The following is a 21,742-nucleotide window of genomic DNA, read 5'->3' as shown; positions in this document are numbered from 1 at the left end:
GGATCGAAGGAGTGGTCATGAATTCCCCCTTGTCTCCCTTGCTGTCGGCGGTTGGCCGTAGCTGGTGGATCCTGCTGCTGTACGGGCTTGTCGCACTGGGTTTTGGCATCGTTGCCATCGGCTGGCCCTTGTCCGCAGCGATGGCGCTGGCGTGGACACTGGGCGTGATGGCCATCGTTGAAGGTGTCATCAGCCTGTTCGCACTGATCAGCGGCGGCAGTGGTGCCTCGCGTGGGTGGCTGGCGCTGTATGCCATCGCCTCGCTGGGCTTCGGCATCCTGGCGGTGATCAACCCGCTGGCCACCGCCAGCGTGCTGGTGTTGTTCCTCGCAGCGTGGCTGCTGGTGGCGGGCATCTATCGCATCGTGTTCGCGATCCGCGTGCGCAAGCAGATCCAGGGCGAGTGGTTGCTGATACTCAGTGGTGTGCTTGCGGTGGTGCTGGGCCTGCTGTTTGCGGCCAACCCGTACGCAGGCGTGGCGGTGACCACGCTGTGGATCGGCATCGGCAGCCTGCTGTATGGGCTGCTGCAGGTACTGGTGGCATTCAAGCTGCGGAAGCTGAAGTGAGGGCTGCGCTTTCCCTGTTGCTGGGCGTGGCGTTGGCCCTGACCGGATGCATGCCTGGCGCCACACCCGATGCCTTGGCAGGCAAGGATCATGCGCCACGCCCCGGCGTGGATGTGCGCCTGAGCGCGGTGGACGCCTCCGGCAAAGGCCGGCCGGCGCAATGGCAAGGCGAAACCCTGGCCCTGCGCGAGCCGCCGATTGCCGGCAGTGCGGACATTGCTGATGTGCGCTACGTACTGGACGATGCCAAGCAGCCCGGCCTGCAGATCCGCTACCGGCCCGAAGCGCACCAGCGCATCCACGATGACACGGCAGCACTGGTGGGCCAGCGGGCAGCGATCAGCGTGGATGGCCGTGTGCTGATGGTGGCGACGGTGCAGGGGCCGTTCGGCGAATCGATGATGCTGAGCGGGCTGCCCAGCGTTGCCGAGGCGCAGGAGCTGGCGAAGCACATCACTGGCGACTGACGGACGCGCCATGAACCCGCGCCGCGCGGGGAGGTCGACCAAGGTCGACCGCTACCGGGCGAACCGCGCCTCGATCTCTTCCAGCGACTTGCCCTTGGTCTCCGGCAGCCAGAATGCGGCCACCAGGAAGAACACGAAGGTACACGCCGCCCAGAACACGAACATGCTCGCATAGCCGTAGTGGCCCACGGTGGGCAGGAAGATCGCGGCGATGGTGGTGGACACGAACTGGTTGATCAGCAGCGCGATGCTCATGCCGTTGGAACGGATGCGGTTCGGCATCAGTTCCGACAGTGCCAGCCACACGCAGACGCCGGGGCCGACCGCGAAGAACGCCACGAACACCAGGATGCAGGCGGCCACGGCCCAGCCATGGGCCGGCGGCGGCACCGGGCCGATGCGGGCCTGCTCGATGCGCAATGGCGCCTGGCTGGCACTGGCCGGGTCGGCGAACGGGTTCAGATGCAGCTTGCGGAAGAACGCACCGATCACGCTGTCCGGCTGCACGGTGCCGGCACGCTCGATGCGCAGCTCGCGGTCGGTCAGGTTGTCGCTGCGGAGGGCGCGCACATTGGTGAAGTCGCCGTAGGCATACGACACGGTCAGTTGCAGCGGCCGGCCTTCGCTGTCGATGCCAGCGCCGAGGCGCTGCCACTGCGCATCATCCAGCACCAGCCGCAGGCCGTCGCCGCTGACCGCTGCCTGCAGTTGCGGCTGCACGTCGGTACGGCCGCGTTCGGCCTGGAAGAACAGCGTGGCCGCGCCCAGCAGGGCCACGCAGATGCCGCCGCTGCCGAGCATCAGCAGGAATTTGCGGCCCTTGCGATCGACCAGCAGCAGCGCGACCACGGTCATCACCGCATTCAGCAGCTTGATCGCCACGTCGGCGCCGTTGGCCACCGAGCCGGACAGGCCGGCCTGGTTGAGGATGTTCACCGCGTAGGCCAGCACCGAATTGATGCCGGTGGCCTGGGTGCAGGCCAGCACCACGCAGGCCAGCACGAACGGCACCACGTAGCGGCGGCTGAGCAGTGGGTCTCGCTTGCCGTCGCTGCTGCTCGATTCCGGCGCCTGGATCTGGGCCAGCGTGGGCTCAACCTCTGCGGCGGGGAGGACGCGCTGAAGGCTGCGCCGGGCTTCAGCGATGCGGCCGCGGCGCACCAGCCAGCGTGGCGATTCGGACAGCAAGAAGATACCGGCGCAGAACAGCAGGCCAGGCGCCAGACAACTCCAGAAGATGGTGCGCCAGGCGTGGTCCTTCACCGTGAACAGTTCCTGCGCCTGCTGCGCGACCGGCAGCGAGCGCACGGCTTCGGCGGCGGCATCCACCGCATGGGCGTGGTACAGCCCGATCAGTGCCGCCAGCACCAGGCCGATGGTCAGCAGCAGCTGGAACATCGCCGCACCGCGTCCACGCCGCTCGGGGCTGAGCACTTCGGCCAGGTACAGTGGAATCACGACGCCGATCAAACCGCCACTGATGCCCTGCAGCAGCCGCCCGAGCAGCAGCGGCGTGTAGCCGGAGGCCAGTGCCATGATCGGAATCGAAGCGGTGAACAGCAGGCCGGCCAGCAGCATCGCGCCGCGGCGGCCAATCAGGTCGGCGACCATGCCGGCGAACAGCGAGGACAGCACGCTGCCCAGCAGTACCGCCGCCACCACGAAGCCGAGTTGCTGGCTGCTGAGCTGCCAGGCGTGACTGGCGGTCGCTTCAAGATAGGGCAGGGCACCGGCGATGATGCCGATGTCGATGCCGTACAGCAGGCCCCCCAGGCCGCCGATGAAGAGCAGGTAGCGTACGGGCCAGCGCGGGGCGGTGCTTGCAGTCATCGGCAGTTCCTGTGGTAGCGCCGGGCCAGGCCCGGCGGCGGTTCGTCGCAGAGTGCATTCTGTAGAGCCGAGCCATGCTCGGCTGCTTTCCATTCCGATATCGAGGTTCCCCATGCCGCGCTTCGCGCGGTGAGCCGAGCATGGCTCGGCTCTACAGGGAGCCCGCGCGGCATCCGGGCCGCATCGCTTGCGTCAGGTCAGATCGACCACGCGCCCACCAATGACCACCTGCTGCAGGCGCAGTTCGGCGTCCAGCACCACCAGGTCGGCGCGGGCGTCGGGCGCGATGCGGCCGCGATCGCCCAGGCCCAGATAGTCGGCCGGGAAGGTGGAAACCCGCTGCGAGGCGTCGGCCAGGTCCAGGCCGACGCGCACCAGGTTGCGCAGCGCCTGGTCCATGGTCAGTGCGCTGCCGGCCAGCGAACCCGTCGCCAGGCGCACGCAGCCGCCGCACTTGTGCACGCGCTGCTCGCCCAGCGCGTACTCGCCGTCGGGCATGCCGGTGGCGGCAGTCGCGTCGGTCACCGCGTACAGGCGCGGAATCGCGCGCGCGGCCAGGCGGATCACGCCGGGATGGATGTGCTGCAGGTCGGGAATGATCTCGGCGTACTGCGCATGTGCCAGCGCCGCCGCGGCGATGCCAGGCCGGTAGTGGTCGACGCCGGTCATGCCGTTGAACAGATGGGTGAAGCCGGAAGCCCCGGCCTGCAGCGCAGCAACACCTTCTTCGTAAGTGCCAGCGCTGTGGCCAAGCTGCACACGGATGCCCATTGCCGAAAGCGCGGGAATCAGCGCGGTGTGCTCGCCGATTTCCGGCGCCAGTGTCATCACCCGAATCGGCGCCAGCGCGTGCAGCTGCTGCACCAGTGCCACCGTCGCCTCGATCGTACGATTGGGCTGTGCGCCCAGCCGCTGCGGGCTGATGAACGGTCCTTCCAGATGTACGCCGACGATGCTGGCGGCGTCGGCATCGGGCGCCGCCATCGCCGCAGCGACGCCGTGCAGCGCGTGCTCGATCTCGTCCAGCCCGGCGGTCATGGTGGTCGCCAGCAGCGTGGTGGTGCCGAAGCGCAGATGGGTGCGGGCGATGGTGCGTGCCACGTCGCCGCCCTGCATCAGGTCCACGCCGGCCGCGCCATGCACATGCAGGTCGACGAAGCCGGGCAGGATCACCGGCAGCTGCAGGTCGTCGGCGCCGCTGTGGTCGTCCACCTGCAGCTGGCGCACGTGCGAATCGAAGTGGACCTGGCCACGCCGCCAGCCCAGCGGGGTGAGGATGCGGCCATGCAGGGTGCGGGTGTCGGTCATGCAGTGGGCTCGGCGATGATCACTTCGATGCCCACCCGCTGCAGCCCTTCACGGGTTGCGTCGTCGATGCCGGCGTCGGTGATGATGGCGTGGATCTGATCGAGAAGTGCGATGCGGTGCAGGCTGACGCGGCCGAACTTGGAGGCGTCGGTCAGCACCACGATGCGGCGCGCGCGCTCGACCATGCGGTGGTTGAGGCGGGCTTCGGCTTCATCGTGGGTGGTCAGCCCGAACTGCAGGTCCAGGCCGTCCACGCCCAGAAACAGGGTGTCGAAGCTGTAGGAGTTGAGGCTGGCTTCGGCCTGGCTGCCCTGCAGCGACAACGACTGCTGGCGCAGCAGTCCACCGGTCAGCAGCACGTTGATGCCGGGCGCGTTGGCCAGTTCCCAGGCGATGTTCAACCCATTGGTCATCACCGTCACGTCGCGCTGGGTGCGCAAGTGGCGGGCCAGGGTCATCGTGGTCGAGCCGGAGTCGATGATGATGTTGTCACCGGGCCGCACCAGGCGCGCGGCACACGCGCCGATCGATTCCTTCAGCGGCAGGTTCAGTGCGTCCTTTTCGTGGATGTCCTGTTCTTGTGGCGGCGTGCGCACCAGCGTGGCACCGCCGTGAGTACGATTGGCCAGGCCCTGCGATTCGAAGTGGGTCAGGTCGGTACGGATGGTCACCGCCGACACGCCGAAGCGCTCGACCAGATCGGCCACCTGCACCGAGCCGTGCTCGATCAGCAGCTGCAGGATCTGTTGCCGGCGGGAGCGGGTGTTGCGCATGGCCATTCTCGGTGTCGCGGGGAAAGGTAGAGATTAGCCGTTCGCAGCAACGGCGGCAGCCGCGTCTGCGTGATGCGTGCGGGTTCCGGCCTGGTTGGCGCTGCAGGCACGGGCGTACTCGCCCAGGCACAGGCCGATGCGGTGCTGCACCAGCGCGGTGGGCGTGTTGGCCAGCGTGCCCTCACGCACGGCGCGGTACTGCTCCGGCAGGTACTGGCTGAGCAGTACCAGTGGCGGCGCGTGCTGTTCCAGGTTGGCGAACAGGGTCTGCACCGCCTGCACCAGCGCGGGCTCGCCCCAGTAGTAGCGGCAGCGGTCGCTGAAGGAATAGCTGCGCAGCAGGCGCAGCGCTGCCTCATCGCCCTGGTAGTAGGACTGCCAGTACTTCGGCTGCGCCACCATCACTTCATCCAGCACCTGCGGCAGGCGCGAGCACTGTGCGGCCGGCAGCAGTTCGGCCTCGATCGCGGCCAGCGCGAACAGCGCTTCGCGGTAGGCGAAGGTCGCCGCCGGGCCGACCTTGAGGATGGCGAAGTGGTCGCGCACCAAGGCGTGCAGGCCACTTTCGCGCTGGTAGTCGGTGGAATGCGCTTCGAACACGATGCGCGGCTGCTGTTCGAGGAAGTCGGCCAGCTTGCTGGCGGCGGCTGGGTCGTACTCGTGCACACTGCTGTGGTCGAAGTCCACCCCCGGTTGCACCACCATGGCGATCACGCGCTGCCACGCATCGCGCAGCTGCGGCGTATCGAACGCCTGCTGATGAATCGCCAGGGTCTGCGCGGCAGCAGCGGGCGTGGTCACCTGCAGGCCCTCGGCCAGCGAGGCTTCACCCCCGGGAATCGGCACCTCGGTACCGATCACGTAGACCGGCGGCGGCAGGCCGTGTTCGGCGGCGGTGCGCTCGGCAATCTCGGCCAGCTCGGCCGAGCGTGCGGCAACGACGGCATCGGGCAGCGGCACCGGGTCATCGGCGCAGGACATGCTGCAATCGAGGTGGATCTTGTGGAAACCGGCGGCGACATAGGCTTCGATCAGCACGCGTGCGTGGGTCATCGCTTCAGCGGCCGGGCGCTTCTGCCAGGCATTCGGGCCGAGGTGGTCGCCACCCAGGATCAGCCGCTCGCGCGGGAAACCTTCTTCATCGGCCAGCGTGCCCACGTAATCGCGGTACTGCGGCGGGGTCATCCCGGTGTAGCCGCCGAACTGGTCGACCTGGTTGGAGGTGGCCTCGATCAGCAGCACGGTACCGTGCGCCAGCGCCACGTGCATGGCCGCGCGCAGCACCTGCTCGTTGCTGCAGCAGACGCTGTACAGGCCGACATTGGCACCGGCGCGGTGGGAAGCAAGCAGGGTCTGCAACGGGGACATGGTCAGGCTCCGGACATCAGGAAAACGAGGGTTGGCAGGCGAGCAGGGCGGCACCACGTGCGCCACCGGCATCGCCGAAGCGTGGCGGCACGATCGGTGGCACCTGCACACCCTTGAACAGGTGGGTGGCGATGGCGGCGGGCAGGTGCTGGTACAGCGGCGCGTACTGCGAAAGGCCGCCGCCGAGCACGATCACGTGCGGGTCCAGCGCCAGCACCAGCGCGGCCAGGCTGTGGCCGAGCAGGTCGCGGTGGATGTCCAGCGCCTTGCGCGCGCGGGCATCACCGGCTTCGGCCAGGGCGATCACGGCGCTGGCGTCGGCGGCGCTGCCACCAAGGTGGCGCTCGATCATCGCCACGCCACTGCCGGACACATAACGCTCCACGCAGCCCTGCAGGCCGCAGGCGCAGTCGATCAGCGGCAGGCCGTGGCGCTGCAGCAGATGACCGGGCACGCTCCAGTGGCCCCATTCGCCGGCCAGCCCGTTGAAACCGGTCAGCAGGCGGCCCTGCAGGCAGAAGCCACCACCGGCACCAGTGCCGAGAATGGCGCCGAACATGCTGGGGTAGCCGTCAGCCGCGCCGCCGTGCGCTTCAGACAGGGCAAAGCACTGCAGATCGTTGCCGAAGTGCAGCGGGCGCTGCAGGCGTGCCTGCAGATCCTGCGCCACGCATTGGCCGGTCAGTGCAGGCACGTTCGCGCTGAGCTGGCGGCCGCTGCGGCGGTCGCGCACGCCGGGCAGGGCGATGCCGATGGCCGCATCGCTGCGGCCGAGGGCAGCGTCCGCCTCGGCGACCAGCGCCCCCACCGCCTGCAGGAAGCCGTCGTAGTCACCCTGTGGGGTGGCCACGCGGCGGCGCCAGGTGACCTGCATCGCCGCATCGCACGCCACCAGCTCGATCTTGGTGCCGCCGATGTCGATGCCATAGCAGGCGTGGGCGATCAGCTCAGCCATGGTGGATGGTGACGCCCTTGACGACGCGGTTGACGGTGCCGTCCGGGAACGGGTTGTCCGGGGTCAGGCCCAGCGCGGCCGAGCGCTGCAGCGCGAACAACTGCGCGAAGCCCAGCCACACCGGTGCCAGCCACGGATCGTCCAGTGCCGGCACGGTGAGGGTGTATTCGTCATCGGCGCCGATGTCCGAATGCGGGCCGATCGCCAGCACCTGGCCGGCCACGCCGTCGCGGCGCAGCTCTTCCAGCAGGTCCTGCTCGTAGCGGCGCGCCAGCGGCTGCACGCTGCGCAGCACCACCACCAGGGTGTTGCCGTCCAGCGTCGACTTCGGGCCATGGCGGAACCCCAATGGCGTGTTGGCCAACGCCAGCACGCGGCCGGCGGTCAGCTCCAGCACCTTCAGCGCGCACTCGCGCGCCAGCGCTTCCAGCGGGCCGCTGCCGAGGTAGATGATGCGGTTGAACGGGCGCTGCGCCAGCGCCGCCACCGGTGCATCCCACTGCGCCTGGCCTTCGCGGGCCAGCGCGGCGATCTGCTTCAGGCGCGCCACGCGCGCATCCCACGGCGAACGATCGAACACGGTCAGCGCAGCCAGCAGCATGCAGGTCAGGCTGCTGGTCATGGCGAAGGCGCGGTCGCAGCTGGCCGACGGCATCAGCAGGGTGCAGGTATCGGCACGCCCCGCGCCACGACGGGCCAGTTCGCCATCGGCGTTGCAGGTGATGTCCAGGAAGCGCGCGTCATCCACATCGCTGCGCACGCGGTCCACCGCGGCCACGCTTTCCGGGCTGGAACCGCTGCGGCCGAACGACACCAGCAGGGTCGGGCGGTCGCGCTGCAGGTACAGTGCCGGATGGGTCAGCAGGCTGGTGGTGTGCACCACGCGCACCTCGGCCGGCCACTGCGCATTGATCGCGTCGGCCACCATTTCGGCGATGAAGCCCGAACTGCCGGCGCCGGTGAACAGCACGCGCTGGTTGGGATCGTTGAGGCTGTTGCCAAGAAAGGCCTGCAGGCGGTCGCGGGCACGCGCCAGGTCCTGGGCGAGGGCTTCCCACAGCGCGGGCTGCTGGGCGATTTCGGTAGCGGTATCGGCTCCGCCCAGGCGCTGCCAGGCGGACACATCGGAAAGCAGGGTGACGTCCATTCGGAGGTTCCAGTTGGGCCAGCGCACCATCTGCGTTTTCTTTCGAAATGTCAAACATCGAAAGTAAAAAGAAAGAAAATAGCGCGATGACTTTTCTCGCTGCCGAGTGCTCGGGAAAACGAAAGAACGGGGCAAATGCCGTATCGCACAACGCTTAACAGGCAGTTGCAAGCGTTTACACAAAGTATTGCAACGCAACAACTTTCGTTTCAAAGGAATATATCTTCCTTTTTCCTTTCAATTTGTTGACATCTTTCGAATCGCTGCCCTAGAGTCGGCCCAACCGCTTTCGAAACGCCCGGTAAACGGGTTGGGAGTCCGTGTGGAAATCTGCGTTCGTCGCTCGCCGCTGATGCTGGCCCTAGTGCCGGCCTTGATGCTGGCGTCCATGACGGCCCGCGCCGAGCCGGTCGGCAACCTGCGTTCGGTTGCCGCCAGCGCCAGCCGCGACGGCGTGCAGGGCTGGGACCTGTACACCGACAAGGGCGCGCGCCTCCGCATCGAACTGCCGGCCACCGACATCATCCGCGTGCAGGCAGGCCGCAATGGCACGCTGACCGGTGCCGGCGACAAGGCCGCACCGATCGTGCTGCCGCAGCCCAAGGCCAACGTGCAGGCGCAACTGGAGGAAGACGCGCAGGAAATCCGCGTGCGCACCGAGTCACTGGTGTTGCATGTACAGCGGCAGCCGCTGCGCATGCGCCTGGAACGGCTGGACAACGGCCAACCCACCGCGCTGTGGCAGGAACTGCAGCCGCTGGACCTGGATGCCACGCAGAGCGTGCAGGTGCTGTCCTCGCAGGCCGATGAGGGCTACTTCGGTGGCGGCCAGCAGAACGGCCGCTACCAGTTCAAGGGCCGCGAGCTGGAGGTGTCCTATTCCGGCGGCTGGGAAGAGGGCGACCGCCCCAGCCCTGCACCGATGCTGCTGAGCAGCCGTGGCTGGGGCATGCTGCGCAATACCTGGAGCGATGGCAGCTACGATCTGCGCGAGGCCGACCAGTCCACGCTGCTGCATCGCGAAGACCGCTTCGATGCCTATTACTTCGTCGGCGCCGACCTGCCGAAACTGATCGAGCGCTACACCCAGCTGACTGGCCGCCCGAACATGGTCGCGCGCTGGGCGCTGTCCTACGGCGACGCCGATTGCTACAACGATGGCGACAACAGCAGGAAGCCCGGCACCGTGCCCGAAGGCTGGAGCGACGGCCCGACCGGTACCACCCCCGATGTGATCGACAGCGTGGCCAAGCAGTACCGCGCCCACGACATGCCCGGTGGCTGGATCCTGCCCAACGACGGCTACGGCTGCGGTTACAAGCAGTTGCCGGAAACCGTGCAGGGCTTGGCCAAGTACGGCTTCCGCACCGGTCTGTGGACCGAGAACGGCGTCGACAAGATCGCCTGGGAAGTGGGCAAGGCCGGCAGCCGCGTGCAAAAGCTGGACGTGGCCTGGACCGGCAAGGGCTACCAGTTCGCGATGGACGCCAACCGTCAGGCGTTCAACGGCATCCTCGACAACTCCGATTCGCGCCCGTTCCTGTGGACGGTGATGGGATGGGCCGGCATCCAGCGCTACGCGGTGGCATGGACCGGCGACCAGAGCAGCAGCTGGGATTACATCCGCTGGCACGTGCCGACCCTGGTCGGTTCGGGCCTGTCCGGCATGGCCTACGCCAGTGGCGACGTGGATGCGATCTTCGGCGGCAGCGCCGAGACCTTCACCCGCGACCTGCAGTGGAAAGCCTTCACCCCGGTGCTGATGGGCATGAGCGGCTGGTCGTCGAACGCACGCAAGCACCCCTGGTGGTACGACGAGCCCTATCGCAGCATCAACCGCGATTACCTGAAGTTGAAGATGCGCCTGACCCCGTACATGTACGGGCTCGTGCACGAGGCCGCGCAGACCGGTGCACCGCCGGTGCGCGGCCTGATGTGGGACAACCCGCGCGACCCGCATGCGCAGGATGAAACCTACAAGTACCAGTTCCTGCTTGGCCGCGATCTGCTGGTGGCGCCGGTGTACCGCAGCCAGGCGGCCAGCCGTGGCTGGCGCCGCGATATCCACCTGCCGGCCGGCGGCTGGATCGACTACTGGGATGGCCGCCGCGCGCAGGCCGGCGCCGACGGCCGCCAGCTCGACCGCCAGGTGGACCTGGCCACGCTGCCGGTGTTCGTGCGTGCCGGAGCGATCCTGCCGATGTACCCCTCGATGCTGTTCGACGGCGAAAAGCCGCTCGATGAAGTGACCTTCGATCTGTATCCGCAGGGCGAGTCGCAGTACACGCTGTACGAAGACGATGGCACCACGCGCCGCTACCAGCAGGGTGAGTCGAGCACGCAGCAGATCCGAGTGCAGGCGCCGGTGCAGGGCAGTGGCCCGGTGCAGGTGCAGATCGATCCGGTGCAGGGCCAGTACAACGGCCAGCTGGCGCAGCGCCGTTATGGCCTGCGCGTGCTCAGCCGGCAGGCGCCGCGTGCGGTGCATGCCGGTGGCCGCGCGTTGCCGGCGCTGGCCGATGCGGCGGCGTTCAACGGTGCGGCTGAAGGCTGGTACTTCGATGCCAAGGAGCGCCGTGGCACGCTGCACGTGCGTACCGCTACCCAGGACATCCGCCAGCCGCTGCAACTGCAGCTGGACTTCGCGGTGGCCGCTGCGGCCGCCGACGATGCCTATCCGGCTGCGCCGGTGCTGGGCCGCGAACTGCCGGCCGACAGCCTGCTGGTGGTCAACCGCCCGGCCGAAGAGCCTGGCCATGCGCTGGAAAATGCCTTCGACGACGATCCGGCCACCTGGTTCCGCAGTGTGCGCAACCAAGCCGTGCGCACCGGTGCGCATGAGTGGGTGATCGGGTTCGGCGAGCGCAGGATGATCGATGGCATCGACATCGCGCCGCGCAACGACAAGAACTGGAAGCACGGCCAGGTACGCGACTACGAGGTGTACCTGGGCGACAGCAATGGCGAATGGGGTGAGCCGATCGCACGTGGCCGCCTGCAGCTGAAGGAAGGCGTGCAGCGCATCGCGTTCCCGGCCCATGCCGGCCGCCTGCTGCGCTTCCGCGTGCTGAGCGTGCAGAACCCGGAAGGCGATGGCGCCAGCAGCACCGATCCGATGGTTACCGCCGCACAGGACAGTGCCCGCGCCTTCGATGCGCTGCAGCCGCGCGACGTCGGCCCGATCGCACTGTCCACCTTCCACATCCTCGAACACCAGGAACCGGAGCGACCGGCCCGGCAGCGCTATCTCTCCGAGCTGCCGGTGCCGGCCGCGCTGGCCAGCCAGGTGCGCGCCGACCAGTCGTTCCGTGGCGACGCCGGCATGCGCATGAACGGCCTGCAGTTCCGCCGTGGCCTGGGCGTCGGCGCCAACAGCCGCATCGACCTGCGCCTGCAGGGCGGCTGGCACCTGCTGCGTGCCGACCTCGGCATCGACGACGCCTGCCGCAGCGCCGGTGGCCTGCAGTTCCAGGTCTGGGGTGACAATCGCCTGCTGTACGACAGCGGCCTGGTGAAGGCACCCGGCGTGGTCAAGCCGGAGCTGGACATCCGTGGCCTTTCCACCCTGAGCCTGCGCACGCTGGGTGCGCAGGGCAGCCAACCCGCCCAGGTCTGTGCCAACTGGGCCAACGCCGTACTGATCGGCCAGGAGGGCGACTCCGCCAGCATCGTCGCCCCATGACCCCCTCGTAACACCGCTCCTCCCCCCGCCCATTCCGACTACGGCCCTCGTGGCCGTGGCCCGGGAGCGTTTTGCCCGCCGAACGCCCACGCGCTCACTTATTGCGCTGCACCCCTGCCAGGAGAGAACCCCGATGTTGCCCGCCCGCCACCACCGCCCCCCCTGTCGTTCGATCGCTCCGCTGTCGCTTGCCATCGCCGGCGTGCTGCTGTCGGTCGCCGTTCCTGCCTTCGCCCAGGAGAGCAAGGACAAGGCCACCGACCTGGCCCGCATCGAGGTCACCGGCTCCAACATCCGCCGCACCGACGTTGAAACCGCCTCGCCGGTGCAGGTGATCAGCAAGCAGGACATCCAGAACATGGGTGCGCGTACGCTGCTGCAGGTGCTCGACAACCTGCCGGCCGCCCGCCCGGCGCAGCAGGACGCGCGTTCGCTGTTCACCGGTTCCGACGGTGCTTCGCAGGCCAACCTGCGTGGCTTGGGCGCGCAGGGCACCCTGGTGCTGCTGAATGGTCGCCGCCTGTCGTACTACGGTGCCCCGGCCGGCTTCCAGACCCAGTTCGTCAACATCGATGCGATTCCGGCCGCGGCCATCGAGCGCATGGAAGTGCTGACCGACGGCGCCTCGGCGGTGTACGGCACCGACGCGGTGGCCGGCGTGATCAACGTGATCACCAAGCGCAACTTCCAGGGTGCCGAGGTCAGCTTCACCAACGATACGTCCTCGCGCATCGACTCCTACGGCGAGCGCCAGGCCAGCATCACCGCCGGCTTCGGTGACCTGGCCGAGAACCGCTTCAACATCTACGGCGCGGTGAACATGTACCGTCGCGACGCGATTCCGCTGAGCGATTTCTACGACAAGCGGCCCGACCAGTACTACGTCAACAACCCGAACTACCTCAACAACCTGCGCCTGGGCGTGGGCAGCAAGCCGGGCGAGTTCAACCCGGGCACCTACTTCGCCTTCGATCCGGTCACCGGCCGCCGCGTGCAGGAAGCTGCGCCGGGCTGCAGGAACGTGCTGACCAGTGAAGCGGCCGGCCCGCGTTGCGTCTGGGAAACCTGGATGAACAACGAGATCGATGCCGGCGCCAAGTCCGAGCGCAACACCGCCTACCTCAACGGCACCTTCCTGGTCGGTGACAACACCGAGATCTTCGCCGAGGCGACCTACACCGACATCGACCTGCGCGCCAACGGTGGCACGCCGCGCACCTACGGCACCACCACCGGCAACCCGACCAGCTGGTTCTCGCGCAATACCGGCAACACCGTCAACCAGTTCCTGTACCCGTTCCTGGGCCCCAACAACGAATACAACCATGCCAGTCCGCAGTTGAAGGCGATGATGGGCGGGGTGGTCGGCCTGAACTACCTGCTGCAGGATGCCGGCCCGAACTACTTCGGCCAGCGCAACACCGACAAGAGCTACCGCGTGCTGGCCGGTGCGCGTGGCAACCGAGGTGACTGGAACTGGGAGACCGCCTTCGCCAGCGCCGGTACCCACTCCACCACCTACCAGACGATCAACGTCAACACCAAGGGCTTCGAGAAGGCGTTCGGGCCGTACACGATCGATCCGGGTACCGGTCGGGTGATCATTTCCGACCACCCGGCGTACAAGTTCGGCGAGATCAGCGAAGCCAACGCCGCATTGATCCGTGAAGCGTTCCCGACCTTCGACATCCAGTCGTGGACCCGCCTGCATACCCTGGACGGCAAGATCGAAGGACCGCTGTTCCAGCTGCCGGCCGGTGAGATGCGCGCCGCGTTCGGCTTCAACGCCAGCCGCGAGACCTTCTACACCCCGGGTAATGCGGATGCGGCCAACGGCCTGATCACCCAGCAGGGTGGCTCGTGGTTCGATGGCAAGCGCAACACTTACGCGCTGTTCGCCGAGACCGTGGCGCCGATCACCGACAAGCTGGAAGTGGATGCGGCGGTGCGCGTGGACAAGTACCCGAACTTCAGTGCCAACGTGGCGCCGAAGATCGGCTTCAAGTACCAGGCCTTCGACCAGCTGATGCTGCGCGGCACCTATTCCACCGGCTTCCGCGCACCGAGCCTGGCCGAGTCCGGCAATGGCGGCGTGTTCGCACAGCTCGGTGGCTTCCGTGATGAACTGCGCTGCGGCGAGACCAACGCCATCGCCAACCTGCTGCTGAAGTCGCAGCGGCCCGGTGACGTCGACCTCGGCAAGAACCTGCTGAACGTCGACTGCAGCCGCACCGTGGCGCGCATGACCCAGCCGAACAAGGACCTGAAGCCGGAAAAGGCCAAGATCGCCACCCTCGGCTTCGTATACGAGCCAGCAACCTGGCTGTCGGTGTCGGCCGACTACTGGTTCATCTACCGTGACAATGAAATCGTCGCGCCGGACTACCGCCGCATGGAAGACATCATCTCGATGTCGCGCTCGCCGATCACCGACAGCGACCGTGCCAATCTTGCCCAGTTGGCGGCGATGTGCGCCGACCCGGCCAGCGGCGTGAGCTGCCCGGCCACCCTGCCGGGCTACTCCGCCGGCAACGTGGCCAGCGTGGTCGGCCAGTACAAGAACCGCGGCAAGACGCTGATCGACGGATTCGACATCGACGCGCGCAGCCGCTTCTCGCTGGGCGACTGGGGCAACCTGAACATCGGCCTGGCCGCCACCATCGCCAACCGCAACCGCTTCTACATGGACGCGGAGAACGGCTGGTACTACGGCGACGTGGTGGGCTACTACAACAACCCGCGCCTGCGTGCCACGCTCAATGCAGACTGGACCTACAAGCAGGTGACCACCAGCATGTTCGTCAACTACGTGGGCGGCACCAAGTGGGCCACCGACCAGATCGACGAAGAGAGCAACAACAAGGAAACCTGCACCGGCGGCTACCTGACCCTGCAGAAGAGCAAGTGCGATGGTGCACCGTCGTGGTGGACCGCCAACATGAGCGTCACCTGGCGCCCGGATGACGCGTGGAACCTGAGCTTCACCGTCAAGAACCTGTTCAACCGCCTGCCGTTCTACGATCCGAACAGCTTCCTGGGTGACTCCAGTGACTACGCCACCATCTTCGGTCGTGGTTACAGTGTGACCATCGGCTACCGATTCAAGTAATTCCGTTTGCGTGACCCGGCGGGCCGGCTACGGCCGGCTCGCTGCCAAGAGGAGAGATGTCTGCCATGAAGCGTAGGGAATTCATCGCGGCCAGTGCCGCTGTCGCCGCCAGCAGCCTGCTGCCGCAGACCCCGGCATGGGCACGCGGGCGCAAGGTGCGCCTGGCCATGATCGGCACCGGGATGCGTGGGCTGGTGCTGCTGAAGGAGCTGGTACGTCGCGACGACGTCGAAGTGGTTGCCCTGTGCGACATCGAGCCGATCATGCTGGGCCGTGCCACAGAGATGGTGGCGAAGGCCGGCAAGCCCGCGCCGAAGACCTATGGCCAGGATCGTGATACCAACGCGTGGAAGCGCCTGCTGGAACAGAAGGGCATCGATGGCGTGATCATCGCCACGCCGTGGGAGTACCACGCGCCGATGGCGATTGCCGCGATGCAGGCCGGCGTGGCCGTGGGCTGCGAAGTAGTGGCCGGCATCACCCTGCAGGACCACTGGGACGTGTTGAAGACCCAGCTGAGCACCGGTACCCCGTACATGCTGCTGGAGAACGTCTGCTACCGCCGCGACGTGATGGCGGCGTTGCAGATGGTGCGCCAGGGCCTGTTCGGCGAGCTGGTGCATCTGCAGGCCGGCTACCAGCACGACCTGCGCGGCGTGAAGTTCAATTCCGGCGACCCCAACCAGCCCTACGACAGCGGCGTGGAGTTCGGGCCCAAGGGCTGGAGCGAAGCCCGCTGGCGCACCGAGCATTCGGTGGAGCGCAACGGCGAGCTGTACCCCAGCCACGGCATCGGCCCGTGCGCGATGTACACCGGCATCAACCGTGGCAACCGCTTCACCCACATCAATGCCTTCGCGACCAAGGCGCGTGGCCTGCACGAATACACCGTGGCCAAGAGTGGCGGCACCACCCACCCCAGCACCAAGGTGAAGTTCAAGCTCGGCGACATCGTCACCACCACGCTGGCCTGCGAGAACGGCGAGACCATCCTGCTGCAGCACGACACCTCGCTGCCGCGCCCGTACTCGATGGGCTTCCGCGTGCAGGGCACCAAGGGTCTGTGGATGGACGTGAACCATTCGATCCACATCGAAGGCCGCAGCCCGCCGCACCAGTGGGAGGAGTTCAAGAAGTACCAGGACGAGTACGAGCACCCGCTGTGGAAGCAGAATGCCGATACCGCCGCCAGCGCCGGCCACGGTGGCATGGACTGGTTCGTCATCCATGCCTTCGTGGAAGCGCTGAAGGCCAAGGCGCCGATGCCGATCGACATCTACGACGCGGTGACCTGGAGTGCGATCACGCCGCTGAGCGAGCAGTCGATCGCCAACAGCTTCCAGACGCTGGAGTTTCCGGATTTTACTGCTGGTGCGTGGAAGACGCGCAAGCCGATCTTCGCGTTCGATGGTAAGTACTGATCTGCTCTGTGTAGAGTCGAGCCATGCTCGACTGCTTTGAACACAACGCCGGGCATAGCCCGGCGTTGTTGTTTGTGGCGTCCCCCTACCAAGCCCATGCTAGGCTCGGCTTCGTGCCGGACAGTTGATGTCAAACGACAGAGAGGAGCTGCCTGATGCGCCTGCTGACCTTCACCTGTCCACTTTGCGGCGCCGCGGGGCAGCGGTTTCCACTGCTTTCCGCATCGAGACGGCAGGCGAAGACGGCATGCAGGGGATGTGGCGTGGTGCTGCGCTCGGATCCTCGCTTGGGCCTGTATACGCTCTACCTGTTGTATACACAGATCATCGTAATGCTGGCTGCATTACCCATGATCTGGGCCTATGCCTCGGGCCGATGGTTCTGGCTGGCTGCGATCTGGGCCGTGGTGTTGATGTTGTCCTGGGTCCCCGGCGCGATCAGGCACGCACGAAGTCCGATCGTGCGCGCCTGGCGCGATCCCGATTACAGCTATGCGCGCAGGCCGGGCGCTACCACTACGCGCGCCGCTGCAAACCCCGGGCAGGGTAGCGATGTGCCAGGTGCCAGCCAATGATCCGGCCGATCATTCTGCTCCTGACCGCAAGCATGGCCGCGTGTGCATCGCACCCGGCCGATGCCGTGCAGTGTCCCGAGGCCACGATCACCTACGTCGGCAGTGAAACTGTGGATACGGTGGTCCTTGGCAGGTTCCAGATCGCTACGGAGGGATCGCAGGCACTACGGCTGCCACTGGCCAGCGTGGATCGGCAGGCGCATGCACACGCGGTATCGACCGATATCCGCGACGAACACGGTCTGGCCTGGCGTCCCTTCAATGTTGTTCTGGAAGAGCTCAAGCCGCCGGCTGCGGACCTGGTGGTTGCACGTGGTGAGATTGAAACCTTCCTGTACGACGGCAAGGGCGCCTTCCTGCCCGGTGCCGTGCAGAAAGGGCAGGCGCTTTCCATCGTCGTGCGCGATCTTCAAGGTTGCACACATCGCTCGATGCCGTTCGCTCCTGAGCCACGTTGACGTGGAAGCGCAAGCGAGAGGCCCGGGGTGACGGGAACGAGCAGGGGAAGATGGCGCGCCCGGAGGGATTCGAACCCCCGACCAATGGCTTCGGAAGCCACTACTCTATCCGGCTGAGCTACGGGCGCGTTGTAGAACCGCCGCGCCACCGACCAGTGCCGGGGCGGGCATCGCAGCGCCATGAGGCGGTGCGGGACCGGCATTCTATCCAGTTTCGCCGAACAAATCTCCCCCCACCGGCAAACCCCTGCCGGAGGGGCAGGAGTATCCTATCGCCATGGCTGATACCCCCCTCATTTCGCCGCAGTCGCCGGCGACGCCGCGTTGGCGGCATTACTGGAGTCTGATGCGCGCTGATCGCCCGATCGGCACGCTGCTGCTGCTGTGGCCCACTTGGTGGGCGCTGTGGCTGGCCGCGGGCGGCCTGCCGCCGCTGTGGACGCTGTTCGTGTTCACCGCCGGCGTGTGGCTGACCCGCTCGGCCGGTTGCGTCATCAACGACTACGCCGACCGCTGGCTCGACCCGCATGTGGAGCGCACCAAGGCGCGGCCGCTGGCCACCGGCGCGATCAGCGGCCGTGCCGCGCTGGCGTTGTTCGCCGTGCTGATGCTGGTGGCGTTCGGCCTGGTGCTGACCCTGAACGGGCTGACCATCGGCCTGAGCTTCATCGGCGTGTTCCTGGCCGCCAGCTACCCGTACCTGAAGCGCTACACCCATCTGCCGCAGGTCTACCTGGGCATGTCGTTCGGCTGGGGCATCCCGATGGCGTTCGCCGCCGTGCAGGGCGAGGTGCCTATGCTGGGCTGGCTGCTGTATGCCGGCAACATCCTGTGGTCCACCGCCTACGACACCTGGTACGCCATGGTCGACCGCGAGGACGACCTGAAGATGGGCTCGCACTCCACCGCGATCCTGTTCGGTGATCTCGACCTGGTCATCCAGGGTGTGCTGTACGCGCTGTTCCTGGCCACCATGGCGCTGGTTGGCGTGCGCGGCGGGTTGGGCGGCTACTACCTGGCCGGCGTGGCGGTGGCCACGGTGCTGGTGGTCTACGAGTTCTGGATCTGCCGCAACCGCGAGCGCGGCCCGTGCTTCAAGGCGTTCCTGCACAACAACTGGGTGGGTGCCGCGCTGTTTGCCGGCATCGCTGTGGACCTGGCGCTGCGTTGAACCTACGGTGGGGTAGAGCCGGCCGCTGGCCGGCTGCACCCGTTTGTGATTCCGAGGTTTCCGGCCAGCGGCCGGCACTACCCTTCTCCGCCGCCTACGACCAATAGGTGGCTGACAGCCTGCACCCCACCGCCCAGAATCGATCCATCGAACCTGGGAGGGTAGGCGATGGCCTCGAAGGCAGCAGTACAGGATGGCTGGATGGCGCGCGCAGCGCTGCGCTCGGCCGCCTGGGCGGAAAAGTGGTTCCCCGACGCGTATGTGTTCGCGGTGCTGGGCGTGGTCATCGTCGCGCTGGCCGCGATGGGCTTCGGCTCGACCCCGCAGGCCACCGCCAGCGCCTTCGGTGACGGCTTCTGGAGCCTGATTCCCTTCACCATGCAGATGGCCTTCGTGGTCATCGGTGGCTACGCCGTGGCCACCGCGCCGGTGGTCGCACGCTTCATCGATTTCCTCGCCCGTGTGCCGCGCACCGGTCGCGGCGCGGTGGTGTACGTGGGCCTGGTCAGCATGCTCGCCTCGCTGCTCAGCTGGGGTTTCTCGCTGGTGTTCGGCGGCCTGCTGGTCCGCGCGTTGGCCCGCCGTACCGAGCTGCGCATGGATTACCGCGCGGCCGGTGCTTCGGCATATCTTGGCCTGGGCGCGGTGTGGGCCATGGGGCTGAGTTCCTCGGCCGCACAGCTCCAGGCCAACCCGGCCAGCATGCCGCCGGGGCTGGTGGAGATCACCGGCGTGCTGCCGTTCACCGAAACCATCTTCCTGTGGCAGTCGATCGCGCTGACCGCAGTGCTGATCCTGGTCTCGCTGCTGATCGCTTGGCTGACCGCGCCTGCGGCCGGCAGTGCGCGTACCGCCGAGGATTTCCCGGGCGCCGCGCAGGCCGAGCCGGAGCCGCTGCAGCGCCGCACGCGCCCGGGCGAGTGGCTGGAATACAGCCCGCTGCTGACCGTGCTGCTCTCGTTGCTGGCGTTGGGTTGGCTGTTCAACGAGTTCGCCAACAAACCGGTGGTCACCGCCATCGCCAACCTCAACACCTACAACTTCCTGTTCATTTCGCTGGGCCTGCTGCTGCACTGGCGCCCGCGCAGCTTCCTCAACGCGGTGGCCAAGGCGGTGCCGAGCACCACCGGCGTACTGATCCAGTTCCCGCTGTACGGCGGTATCGCGATGATCCTCACCCACGCCGCCGGCGGTGACGGGCAGACCTTGGCGCACCGGCTGTCGAGCCTGTTCGTGCACGTGGCCAGCACCGATTCGTTCGCGCTGGTGATGGGCGTCTATTCGGCGGTGCTGGGCTTCTTCGTGCCGTCTGGTGGCGGCAAGTGGATCATCGAGGCGCCCTACGTGATGCAGGCCGCCAACGAACTGAAGGCGCACCTGGGCTGGGCCGTGCAGGTCTACAACGCGGCCGAAGCGCTGCCGAACCTGATCAACCCGTTCTGGATGCTGCCGCTGCTGGGCGTGCTGGGCCTGAAGGCACGCGACATCGTGGGCTTCACCTTCATCCAGCTGCTGGTGCATATCCCGCTGGTGCTGGGCCTGCTGTGGCTGCTGGGGATGACGCTGGCGTACGTGCCGCCGGTGATGCCATGAATGCAGCGTTGGCTTCCCTGTGTGAGCCGGGAAAGCCAGCCTCGTTCAGCGCGTGTCTCCGGCTGCGAGCGCCATGAATGCGTGCAACGCCGATGACGGCATGCGCACATGCCGAACCCGCATGAATCCTTCAGGCGCTTGTGCCGCAAGAGGTTCCGCGCGTTCATTCACAGGCGTACACACGAATGTAGCTGGCCACCCACGTGTGATTAACCAATCGCTGCAGACGATGGTCCCGTCCACCGCATTCCGCGCGTGGCTTTGGAGATCGGACATGGCACAGCAGAACCAGAACCCGAACCAGAAGCAGCAGGGCCAGCAGAACCAGCAGGATCAGCAGCAGGGGCGCGGCCGCGACCAGCAGCAGCAACAGCAGCAGGAACAGCAGCAGCGCAACCAGCGCAACCAGCAGCAGGGTGGGCAGGACGAGGAAGAGTGACTTCGATGCCCCAGCCTGGGCAACCCGCGAAGCCCCGCCCTGTGCGGGGCTTCGCTTATTCCAGCACGCCGATGCGCTGCAGCACCGGCGCCGCCGACATGTCATTGGGATTGGTGCCGGGCTGGTCCTGCGGCACGTCCATGCCCATGCCGCGGTACAGATCCACCCAGTGCCGGGCGATCTGCCCGGTCTGCGGGTTGCGGAAGTTCATCGGCTGCAACGCGAACACATGGTGCGCACGGAATGCGCGCTCGATGAAGTCCGAGCAGTAGTAGCTGTCCTCGTTCAACACGTATGACGTGTTGTACGGTTTGCCCAGCATCGTGCGTGCGGTCGCGATCGCATCCTTGATGGCGGCCTGCTGCGGTGCCTGCAGGCGATAGACCACGATCTGCCGCTGCCTGGCGCGGGCGTCCTGGCGGAACTCGACCAGGGATTGCCGGCGCGATCCCTTCTCGTCGGCGTGCAGTACCTCCCACCCCTGCGACGCCAAGGCGACAAGGGCCACGTGGTCGAAGCTGGGGCCGTGCTGCTTGCCGGTGGCATCGTCGATGGCCGCGCTGAGGCCGCTGCGGCCGGCGGTGACGAACAGCAGGTCGCCTTCCCGGACCTCCAGTGCGGCCACAACACCAGGCCACAGCGTTGGCGCCAGCAGGGAGAGGGCAAGCAGGAATGCGCGCATGGGGGCCAGGGTCGAAGCATGTGCGGCGTAGTCTAACGGCTGCTGCGATGACGTTGATTTCAGTCCAAGTGTGATATGAGTCTCAATTCAGCATGTCGGGATATTCCTGACAGCGGATGTTGAAACTGAATCGACAGAGGCATGGCTATCCTTGCCTCCCTACCGCGCCGGAACCGCGCGCGACCGCCCGGAATC

17 protein-coding genes and 1 tRNA gene are annotated in these 21,742 nt (G+C 66.9%); 10 read left to right on the top strand and 8 right to left on the bottom strand.

Annotated elements, in window-relative coordinates:
* The first annotated feature begins 17 nt into the window (after positions 1 to 17).
* Together AC5P9W_RS02970 and AC5P9W_RS02965 are read left to right on the top strand one after the other, a co-directional pair.
* Positions 18 to 569: an HdeD family acid-resistance protein gene (locus AC5P9W_RS02970; RefSeq protein WP_021203354.1), complete on the top strand. Its 552-nt coding sequence runs from the start codon at positions 18 to 20 to the stop codon at positions 567 to 569.
* Between the two features lie 50 nt (positions 570 to 619).
* A complete protein-coding gene (locus AC5P9W_RS02965; protein ID WP_111098672.1) occupies positions 620 to 1,036 on the top strand; it encodes a SecDF P1 head subdomain-containing protein in 417 nt (138 codons plus the stop codon).
* A gap of 51 nt (positions 1,037 to 1,087) precedes the next feature.
* Here the strand turns inward: AC5P9W_RS02965 and AC5P9W_RS02960 are convergent, their stop codons facing one another.
* From AC5P9W_RS02960 to AC5P9W_RS02935, 6 genes are all read right to left on the bottom strand, one after another.
* Positions 1,088 to 2,866, bottom strand: coding sequence for an MFS transporter (locus AC5P9W_RS02960; RefSeq protein WP_111103898.1), 1,779 nt, complete (start codon positions 2,864 to 2,866; stop codon positions 1,088 to 1,090).
* Positions 2,867 to 3,058: 192 nt separating this feature from the next.
* On the bottom strand, positions 3,059 to 4,174 hold the full coding sequence (gene nagA / locus AC5P9W_RS02955) for an N-acetylglucosamine-6-phosphate deacetylase (RefSeq protein ID WP_021203357.1): 1,116 nt from the start codon (positions 4,172 to 4,174) through the stop codon (positions 3,059 to 3,061).
* Positions 4,171 to 4,947, bottom strand: coding sequence for a DeoR family transcriptional regulator (locus tag AC5P9W_RS02950; RefSeq protein ID WP_180832724.1), 777 nt, complete (start codon positions 4,945 to 4,947; stop codon positions 4,171 to 4,173). The genes nagA and AC5P9W_RS02950 overlap by 4 nt, the downstream gene beginning before the upstream one ends.
* Positions 4,948 to 4,980: 33 nt before the next feature.
* Positions 4,981 to 6,315 carry a D-tagatose-bisphosphate aldolase, class II, non-catalytic subunit gene (locus AC5P9W_RS02945; RefSeq protein ID WP_206621341.1) on the bottom strand — a complete coding sequence of 445 codons (1,335 nt, stop codon included), beginning with the start codon at positions 6,313 to 6,315 and terminating at the stop codon, positions 4,981 to 4,983.
* A 16-nt stretch (positions 6,316 to 6,331) separates the two neighbouring features.
* Positions 6,332 to 7,270 (bottom strand): ROK family protein, encoded by a 939-nt coding sequence (locus tag AC5P9W_RS02940; RefSeq protein ID WP_180832726.1) that lies wholly within the window; start codon positions 7,268 to 7,270, stop codon positions 6,332 to 6,334.
* A complete protein-coding gene (locus AC5P9W_RS02935) occupies positions 7,263 to 8,417 on the bottom strand; it encodes an SIS domain-containing protein (protein WP_495218769.1) in 1,155 nt (384 codons plus the stop codon). Before AC5P9W_RS02935 ends, AC5P9W_RS02940 begins: the two co-directional genes overlap by 8 nt.
* Before the next feature lie 322 nt (positions 8,418 to 8,739).
* Here AC5P9W_RS02935 and AC5P9W_RS02930 point away from each other — a divergent pair, with 322 nt between their 5' ends.
* The 5 genes from AC5P9W_RS02930 to AC5P9W_RS02910 all read left to right on the top strand — a co-directional run bounded on the left by AC5P9W_RS02930 (position 8,740) and on the right by AC5P9W_RS02910 (position 17,662).
* On the top strand, positions 8,740 to 12,099 hold the full coding sequence (locus AC5P9W_RS02930; protein ID WP_206621339.1) for a TIM-barrel domain-containing protein: 3,360 nt from the start codon (positions 8,740 to 8,742) through the stop codon (positions 12,097 to 12,099).
* Positions 12,100 to 12,232: 133 nt separating this feature from the next.
* Positions 12,233 to 15,208 (top strand): TonB-dependent receptor, encoded by a 2,976-nt coding sequence (locus AC5P9W_RS02925; protein ID WP_495218767.1) that lies wholly within the window; start codon positions 12,233 to 12,235, stop codon positions 15,206 to 15,208.
* A gap of 65 nt (positions 15,209 to 15,273) precedes the next feature.
* Entirely contained in the window at positions 15,274 to 16,629 is a 1,356-nt protein-coding gene (locus tag AC5P9W_RS02920) for a Gfo/Idh/MocA family protein (RefSeq protein WP_206621337.1), read from the top strand.
* 155 nt (positions 16,630 to 16,784) lie between these two features.
* Entirely contained in the window at positions 16,785 to 17,204 is a 420-nt protein-coding gene (locus tag AC5P9W_RS02915; protein ID WP_019661622.1) for a hypothetical protein, read from the top strand.
* A complete protein-coding gene (locus tag AC5P9W_RS02910; protein WP_495218766.1) occupies positions 17,201 to 17,662 on the top strand; it encodes an adhesin in 462 nt (153 codons plus the stop codon). The genes AC5P9W_RS02915 and AC5P9W_RS02910 overlap by 4 nt, the downstream gene beginning before the upstream one ends.
* Before the next feature lie 51 nt (positions 17,663 to 17,713).
* Here the strand turns inward: AC5P9W_RS02910 and AC5P9W_RS02905 are convergent.
* Positions 17,714 to 17,790 (bottom strand) — tRNA-Arg (locus AC5P9W_RS02905).
* A 149-nt stretch (positions 17,791 to 17,939) separates the two neighbouring features.
* Here AC5P9W_RS02905 and ubiA point away from each other — a divergent pair.
* From ubiA to AC5P9W_RS02890, 3 genes are all read left to right on the top strand, one after another.
* Positions 17,940 to 18,833 carry a 4-hydroxybenzoate octaprenyltransferase gene (ubiA, locus tag AC5P9W_RS02900; RefSeq protein WP_111178112.1) on the top strand — a complete coding sequence of 298 codons (894 nt, stop codon included), beginning with the start codon at positions 17,940 to 17,942 and terminating at the stop codon, positions 18,831 to 18,833.
* Positions 18,834 to 19,001: 168 nt separating this feature from the next.
* A complete protein-coding gene (locus tag AC5P9W_RS02895) occupies positions 19,002 to 20,426 on the top strand; it encodes a TIGR00366 family protein (protein ID WP_180876413.1) in 1,425 nt (474 codons plus the stop codon).
* A gap of 274 nt (positions 20,427 to 20,700) precedes the next feature.
* Positions 20,701 to 20,865 carry a hypothetical protein gene (locus tag AC5P9W_RS02890; protein WP_005414774.1) on the top strand — a complete coding sequence of 55 codons (165 nt, stop codon included), beginning with the start codon at positions 20,701 to 20,703 and terminating at the stop codon, positions 20,863 to 20,865.
* 55 nt (positions 20,866 to 20,920) lie between these two features.
* Here the strand turns inward: AC5P9W_RS02890 and AC5P9W_RS02885 are convergent, their stop codons facing one another.
* On the bottom strand, positions 20,921 to 21,547 hold the full coding sequence (locus tag AC5P9W_RS02885) for a YiiX/YebB-like N1pC/P60 family cysteine hydrolase (RefSeq protein WP_019661619.1): 627 nt from the start codon (positions 21,545 to 21,547) through the stop codon (positions 20,921 to 20,923).
* Between the last annotated feature and the right edge of the window lie 195 nt (positions 21,548 to 21,742).

Source organism: Stenotrophomonas sp. YJH_SMC_33, from assembly GCF_059372295.1.
Note: the sequence above shows the minus strand (reverse complement) of the source record. Positions and strands in the feature narration are given on the sequence as shown.